This window comes from Providencia sp. (assembly GCF_003533305.1).
GTDB lineage: Bacteria > Pseudomonadota > Gammaproteobacteria > Enterobacterales > Enterobacteriaceae > Providencia.
The window spans coordinates 1-7950 of the sequence record NZ_DOEH01000012.1 but is presented as its reverse complement, the minus strand read 5'-3'; the positions used below and the strand labels follow the sequence as shown (position 1 = coordinate 7950).

Sequence of the window (7950 nt, the reverse complement as noted above, 5' to 3'; positions counted from 1 at the left end):
TCGAACTATTAGGATTAAATTCTCTGTTAAGATTTCAAGTTGTAGGCTTATACAATTGTCATTTTTATTTGATGCTTATTCGAATAATAAATAGAAAAAATCCCGCCCCTGACTAGGCGGGAATATCGAGAAAATACGACAATGTTGTGGCGAAAACGTTTTAGACTCGTTCAATAATCGTTGCTATTCCTTGCCCGAATCCGATACACATAGTGGCTAAGCCAAACTGCTTATCTTTTTGTTCCAACTGATTTAATAATGCAGTGGTGATCCTTGAACCAGAGCATCCAAGAGGATGACCTAATGCGATCGCCCCCCCACTCAAATTCACTTTTTCATCTATTTGACTTTCAGGTAGTTTCAATCCTTTCATACAAGCGATAGATTGCGCAGCGAAAGCTTCATTGAGCTCAATAATATCGATATCATTTAATGAAAGTCCTGCGCGTTTTAAGGCTAACTCAGTGGCAGGAACTGGCCCAAATCCCATTATAGAAGGATCGCAACCTACAACGGACATAGCTCTAATTCGAGCTCTTGGCTTAATACCATGCTCTTTTGCATAAGTCTCACTGGTCAACAACATTGCCGATGCACCATCAGAAAGTGCTGACGAGTTACCCGCGGTAACTGTTCCGCTCACAGGATCAAAGGCAGGTCGTAATGCAGATAAACCTTGAAGACTTGCATCAAAACGAATGACTTCATCATAATTCATTGAAATCAAATTACCGTTAGCATCATGGCCTTCTATAGGGACAATCTCATGACTAAATTTTCCACTCTTTGTTGCAAGGGCTGCCAGTTGATGAGAACGTAGCGCAAAAGCATCTTGCTCTTCTCGGCTAATATTATACATTTTAGCCAACATCTCAGCAGTGAGTCCCATTGCCCCCGCCGCTTTAGCGACGCGTAAAGTTAATTTTGGATTAAAATCAATACCATGAGTCATTGGAACATGTCCCATGTGCTCGACACCACCAATTAATACCGAGTGAGCATCACCTGTCATGATTAATCGACTAGCATCATGAATAGCCTGCATCGATGAGCCACATAAACGATTAACAGTAGTTGCAGGTACCGTATGAGGTATATCGGTTAACAGCGCCGCATTTTTGGCAATATTAAAGCCTTGTTCTAAAGTTTGTTGAACACAACCCCAAATAATGTCATTTAACTCTTTTTTATTTGCATTTGGGTTTCGCTCAAAAATGGCATTCATCAGGTGCGCAGAGAGGTTTTCCGCTCTAACATGGCGAAATACGCCACCTTTAGAACGTCCCATTGGTGTGCGTATTCCATCAATAATGACGACATTTTCCATAAGATTAACCCCTCACAACTTTTTTAACATCGACAGCCACAACAGGCGGCTTCGGGTAATATCGGGCATTGGTAGCCGCTTTTTCTTTTAGTCCAGCAGGTGCGTGATAAAGAGGACTTAAATCGGTAAAAGTTTCTGCGGTTTTAAGATAAGACTGGCTTCCAAGTGTATCTAAGTAGCAAAATACACCCCCACGGAATGGTGGAAATCCAAGGCCGTAAACAAGCGCAATATCTGCATCGGCTGGACTTTGAATGATCCCCTCTTCTAAGCAACGTACAACTTCATTGATCATTGGGATCATCATTCGTGCAATAATTTCTTCTTTTGTGAACGACCGTTTTGCTTGGCTGATCGAGGCTAGTAATTCATCGGTTAGCGGATCATTTATTTTTTTAGGTTTACCTTTGTTATCTTTTTCATATTGGTAGAAGCCCTTGCCATTTTTTTGGCCAAAACGTTGTTGCTCAAACATCACATCAATTGCATTTTTACCAGTTTTACTCATGCGCTCAGGAAAACCTTGAGCCATAACTTGCTCTGCATGGAATGCGGTATCAATACCAACAACATCAAGTAAATAAGCCGGGCCCATTGGCCAGCCAAATTCTTTTTCCATGATTTTATCGATTTCTCTAAAATCAGCACCATCCTGTAACAGCAAATTAAAACCTGCAAAATAAGGGAAAAGTACTCTATTTACGAAGAAGCCTGGGCAGTCATTGACTACAATTGGAGTTTTACCCATTTGATTGGCATATGAAACAACTTTGGCAATTGTTTCATCAGATGTTTTCTCACCACGAATGATTTCAACCAGTGGCATACGGTGTACCGGGTTAAAAAAGTGCATTCCACAAAAATTTTCAGGACGTTTTAGTGCTTTAGCGAGTTCTGAAATGGGAATTGTCGATGTATTTGAAGCTAAAAGCGTTTCAGCGGTGACTAAAGATTCAGCTTCTGCTAAAACCGCGGCTTTAATTTTGGGATTCTCAACCACAGCTTCGACAATAATTTGTGAATTTTCAATACCTGCATAGGATAATGATGGGCGAATTGATGACAGCGTTGTCGCCATTTTAGCGGCGGTGATCCTTCCTCTCTCAAATTGACCATTCAATAATTTTTGAGCCTCTTCAATACCAAGATCTAATGATTTTTCATTAATATCTTTCATTAGGACAGGCACGCCTTTACTGGCGGACTGATAAGCGATACCACCCCCCATGATCCCCGCGCCTAAAACAGTTACTTGAGTTGGTACGCTGACATGATGAGCGAGCTTTTTACTTGTTGATTTGACTTGTTGGTCATTGAGAAAAACACTCACTAACGCACGTGCTACGTCGCTATGAGCTAGGGGAACGAATGCAGCTGTTTCGTGTTTCAATGCTTCATCACGGGTGCAATTTGCGGCTTTTTCTATTGTATTGACCGCTGCCATCGGTGCGGGATAATGTTTCCCAGCAACTTGGTAAACCATACCTTTGGCAACATTAAAACTCATAGTTTGTTCAATAGGACTGAGTTGTAATGGCGCTAATTTAGGCTGTCTTTTTTTCTGCCAATTAATGGCACCTGAAATGGCTGATTCGATCACTTCCAATGCGGATTGCGGTAATTTTTCTACATCAACAATTGCATCTATTAGTCCAAATTTGAGCGCTTGTGCTCCATTAATGTCTTTTCCGGCGGTAATGATTTCAAGCGCACTATCAAGGCCAATTAATCTCGGTAGGCGAACAGAACCACCAAAACCCGGCATTATACCGAGTTTAGTTTCCGGTAAACCAATACGGATATCAGGGGATGCAATTCTAAAATCAGTTGATAACACACACTCACAACCACCACCGAGGGCATAACCATTAATTGCACAAATAGTGGGAACGGGAAGATCTTCAATTCGATTAAAAATACGATTGGCATAGCTCAGCCATTCGCTGAGAGTTTCTTTTGAGGCTTCAAAAAGAGATAAGAATTCTTTGATATCTGCGCCAACAATAAACGCAGATTTGTCCGATCTAAAAATAACGCCTTGTAGATCAGAAAGTTGTTCAAGAACAGTAACGGCTTCATCAAGTGAAGCAACGGTATGAGTATCCAATTTATTAATTGGTCCTGGTGAGTTAAAAACCAGTTCTGCAATACCTGTTTTCAACCATTGAATATAGATTGTTTCACTTTGATAAAGCATGCTGCTCTCCTTTAGTATGACTGGAACATCTGGTATGACCAGATGAATCGAGTGTGACTAAAATGTTAATTAAATGCAAATGCTTAATAACAAAACTGGAATGGAGTTCACAGCAATTAAGATGAATAATGATTTAAATAAATGATATTATAATTGTATATCAATGAATTAGCTTGTATCTAAAACTGTGAGCATACCCGTTAATATCAGAACGTGCTAAGCTTGAATCTTCTAATTAATGCACAAAGGTTGAATGAAATGGAAAAACTGAATGTACTCTATGCTGAACATATTAAAACGCTACAACAAAGAACTCAGCAAGTTTTACAGCGCAGCCAATTAGACGCCATATTGATTCATTCAGGAGAACCATTACGTGTCTTTCTTGATGACTGCGATTATCCTTTTAAAGTTAATCCACATTTTAAAGCTTGGGTTCCAGTTACGGATGTTCCGCATTCATGGTTATTAGTGGATGGCGTTAATAAGCCTAAGTTATGGTTTTATTCACCAGTTGACTACTGGCACAGTGTTGAACCTCTGCCAAATAGCTTTTGGACAAAAGATGTCGAGCTAATTCATCTAAAAAGCGCCGATGATATTGGGCAATTCCTCGCCAGCCTACCAAAAGAGCATATCGGCTATATTGGTTCAGCGACGGAAAAAGCTGAAGCTCTCGGTATTTCTGCACAAAATATCAATCCAAAATCTGTTCTTGATTATTACCATTACCATCGTTCATATAAGACGGATTATGAATTATATTGTATGCGTGAAGCACAAAAAATGGCGGTAAATGGGCATTTATCGGCGTTTGATGCATTTCAAGCTGAAATGAGTGAATTCGATATTAATATTAGTTACTTACAAGCCACTGGTCATCGAGATACTAATGTTCCTTATGGTAATATTGTGGCATTAAATGAAAATGCGGCAGTTCTACATTACACCAAGTTACAACAAAAAGTACCAAGTGAATTACGTAGCTTTTTAATTGATGCAGGTGCTGAATATAATGGTTATGCCGCTGATATAACACGTACTTACGCGGCAAAAAGTAAAAGTGAATTTGCTGAGTTAATTGCTGATTTAAATATAGAACAGCTCTCACTCATTGATACGATTAAAGCGGGAGTTCGTTATACTGACTACCATGTTGATATGCATCATCGGATCGCTAAAATTCTGATTAAACATCATATTATTAAAGGCATTAGCGGTGAATCAATGGTAGAAAACGGCCTGACAACGCCATTTCTACCTCATGGTTTAGGTCATCCATTAGGGCTACAAGTCCATGATGCCGCAGGTTTTATGCAAGATGAAAATGGCACACATCTAGCTGCACCTAAAATGTATCCATTCTTACGTTGCACTAGGGTGTTAGAGCCAAAAATGGTTTTAACAATTGAACCTGGATTGTATTTTATTGAATCTTTGCTGTCTTCATGGCGTGTGGGTGAATTTAGCCAGCATTTTAATTGGGAGAAAATCGAGTTCTTCAAACCTTATGGTGGTATCCGTATTGAGGATAATATTGTGATTCATCATAATCGTATTGAAAATATGACTCGAGATTTGCATTTACCTTAATGAAACCTTATTTGATACCGGCAGAAACGATTTCAGTTACAGAAGAAATTAAGAAAAGCCGATTTATTACATATTTAGCTCATACAGAAGGTATTGATGCTGCAAAGGATTATATTCAATCCATTAAAGCTCAATACCCTGATGCCCGGCACCATTGCTGGGCTTTTGTTGCAGGACGCCCTGATGACTCCCAACAGTTGGGATTTTCTGATGATGGGGAACCAACAGGAACCGCAGGTAAACCCATCATGGCTCAATTACTGGGAAGCCATTTAGGTGAAATCACCTGTGTTGTTGTGCGTTATTTTGGTGGTATAAAGCTTGGAACGGGTGGCTTGGTTAGAGCGTATGGAAGTGGTGTACAGCAAGCACTTAAAATCTTACCGACTCAAACAAAAGTGCCACAGAAAATTTTTGATCTAGTGTGCGACTATTCGCTAATTAGTGCGGTAGAGCAGTTGCTGGTACAGATGAATGGCATGATATTACACAGTGATTATAATGAGTCTGTATCTTTGCAAATTACAATTCCTGCTACCCTTGAACAGGAAGTAAATGATAGATTACGCGATATAAGCCGCGGAGCCTTACAACTCACGCCTGAATTGAAATAGCCACTGGTTAGCAAGGAACCTGCCGAATGCATTTTCGTGCAATAACCCGTATTGTCGGGCTGCTCGTCATTATTTTCTCTTTTACTATGGTTGTGCCTGGTATTGTCGCGCTTATTTATCGCGACGGCGCTGGGCGAGCTTTCAGTCAAACTTTTATAACCGCTTTATTAATCGGACTTTTTTTATGGCTTCCAACTCGTAATAGTAAGCATGAATTAAAGGCAAAAGAAGGTTTTCTAATTGTGGTCTTATTTTGGACCGTGTTGGGAAGCGTGGGAGCTTTACCTTTTATCTTTTCTGAAAAGCCTAATCTTTCAATTACGGATGCTTTTTTTGAATCATTCTCAGGGCTAACGACGACAGGGGCGACAACGCTAACAGGGTTAGACTCCTTACCAAAAGCTATTTTATTTTATCGACAAATGCTGCAATGGCTTGGTGGGATGGGGATTATTGTACTCGCAGTCGCTATTTTACCTTTATTAGGCGTCGGTGGAATGCAGCTTTATCGAGCTGAAATGCCGGGGCCTCTTAAAGATAATAAAATGCGTCCGCGTATTGCTGAAACTGCAAAAACCTTATGGCTTATCTATGTGCTTCTGACTATTGCTTGCGCTATCGCTTTGTGGGTAGCGGGTATGGATGTTTTTGATGCGATATCCCATAGTTTCTCAACGATTGCAATTGGTGGTTTCTCTACTCATGACGCCAGTATCGGCTATTTTAACAGTCCCGCCATAAATACCATTATTGGGATCTTTCTTCTAATTTCTGGCTGTAATTTCGGTTTGCACTTTGCGGTATTAACCGGAAGAAGTTTAGGTATTTATTGGCGCGATCCTGAATTTAGAGTGTTTATTAGTTTTCAATTAGTTTTAGTCATTGTGTGTACGCTAGTTCTCCTTTATCACTCTATTTATGATAGTTTCGGACAAACGTTAGATCAGGCTTTTTTCCAAGTTGTATCGATGGCAACAACGGCTGGATTTACAACGGATAGTTTTTCAGGTTGGCCTATTTTCTTGCCAATGCTTTTACTATGTGCCGCTTTTGTAGGGGGATGTGCGGGGTCAACCGGCGGTGGTTTGAAGGTTATCCGTATTTTATTACTTTCTTTACAAGGCTCTCGTGAATTAAAAAGGCTAGTACACCCAAATGCGGTTTATACCATTAAGTTAGGGCAAAGGGCCTTACCAGAACGAATCATTGAAGCTGTTTGGGGGTTTTTCTCAGCTTATGCCTTAGTGTTTGTGGTGAGTTTGCTGCTATTAATTGCGACTGGGGTTGATGAATTCACAGCTTTCTCTGCCATTGCAACGACATTAAATAACTTAGGTCCGGGGTTAGGCTCGGTAGCGGATAACTTTACCTCAATGAATCCAGTGGGTAAATGGATATTAGTTGTTACCATGTTATTTGGTCGTCTTGAAGTCTTCACATTGTTGGTTTTATTTACCCCAACATTTTGGCGTGAATAAGTATCATCAATATTTGAATGATTTTATATAGTAAAAGCATTGTTAGAATTGAAGCGATAATTGGATATACATAAGAACGATAAACGACAGAGGAGCAATGATGAGCTATTTACTTTTACACTCCAGTACGGATGGACAAACAAAAAAAATTATTTTAAAAATGGCAGAACAGTTACGTACCCAGGGATGTGAATGTGATATCCGTGACTTGAATACAGAGCAAAATTTAAATATATCGGCTTATGATAAAGTTCTTATTGGTGCATCGATTCGTTACGGGCACTTTAATAAGAAGCTTTTACGATTTACAACTTTGCACCAAGCTCAGTTAAATGCAATGAAAACGGGTTTCTTCGCGGTAAACCTGACGGCGAGAAAAGAAGGTAAAGATACAGCAGAAACAAATTCATATACGCGTAAGTTTCTGGAACGGTGTCCTTGGCAACCGACAATTAAATCTGTTTTTGCTGGCGCGCTCTTTTATCCTCGCTACAAATGGCTCGATAGAACAATGATCCGCTTTATAATGAAGATGACTGACGGGCCAACTGATCCCAATACAGAAATTGAATACACTAATTGGGATAATGTCACGGCTTTCGCAACAAATTTCGATAATCTATAGCGTGCTTTATCAACAAAATGTAGGTGTTTTGCTCGATTGGTTTAAAATATCAGCGGTTGAAAATAAAAATCAAAAAAACACTTGCTAGAATTCTCTGACTCCCTATAATGCGCATC

At 39.8% G+C, this 7950-nt stretch carries 6 protein-coding genes; 4 read left to right on the top strand and 2 right to left on the bottom strand.

What is annotated here, in order from left to right; translation table 11 throughout:
• Window positions 1–160: 160 nt before the first annotated feature.
• Both fadA and fadB read right to left on the bottom strand, forming a co-directional pair.
• Window positions 161–1327, bottom strand: coding sequence for an acetyl-CoA C-acyltransferase FadA (gene fadA / locus DD649_RS05645; protein ID WP_294104514.1), 1167 nt, complete (start codon window positions 1325–1327; stop codon window positions 161–163).
• A gap of 4 nt (window positions 1328–1331) precedes the next feature.
• Complete coding sequence (gene fadB / locus DD649_RS05640; RefSeq protein WP_294104513.1) at window positions 1332–3524, bottom strand: fatty acid oxidation complex subunit alpha FadB; 2193 nt, start codon at window positions 3522–3524, stop codon at window positions 1332–1334.
• Between the two features lie 258 nt (window positions 3525–3782).
• Between fadB and pepQ the strand changes: the two genes are divergently transcribed.
• The 4 genes from pepQ (at window position 3783) to hemG (ending at window position 7834) form a co-directional block, all read left to right on the top strand.
• Window positions 3783–5117: a Xaa-Pro dipeptidase gene (gene pepQ / locus DD649_RS05635; RefSeq protein ID WP_294104511.1), complete on the top strand. Its 1335-nt coding sequence runs from the start codon at window positions 3783–3785 to the stop codon at window positions 5115–5117.
• The gene (locus DD649_RS05630) at window positions 5117–5731 is read left to right on the top strand and encodes an IMPACT family protein (protein WP_294104509.1); all 615 of its coding nucleotides are present in this window, start codon (window positions 5117–5119) and stop codon (window positions 5729–5731) included. Before pepQ ends, DD649_RS05630 begins: the two co-directional genes overlap by 1 nt.
• 26 nt (window positions 5732–5757) lie before the next feature.
• On the top strand, window positions 5758–7209 hold the full coding sequence (gene trkH, locus DD649_RS05625; protein WP_294104507.1) for a Trk system potassium transporter TrkH: 1452 nt from the start codon (window positions 5758–5760) through the stop codon (window positions 7207–7209).
• 100 nt (window positions 7210–7309) lie between these two features.
• The gene (gene hemG / locus DD649_RS05620; protein WP_294104505.1) at window positions 7310–7834 is read left to right on the top strand and encodes a menaquinone-dependent protoporphyrinogen IX dehydrogenase; all 525 of its coding nucleotides are present in this window, start codon (window positions 7310–7312) and stop codon (window positions 7832–7834) included.
• Window positions 7835–7950: the final 116 nt, after the last annotated feature.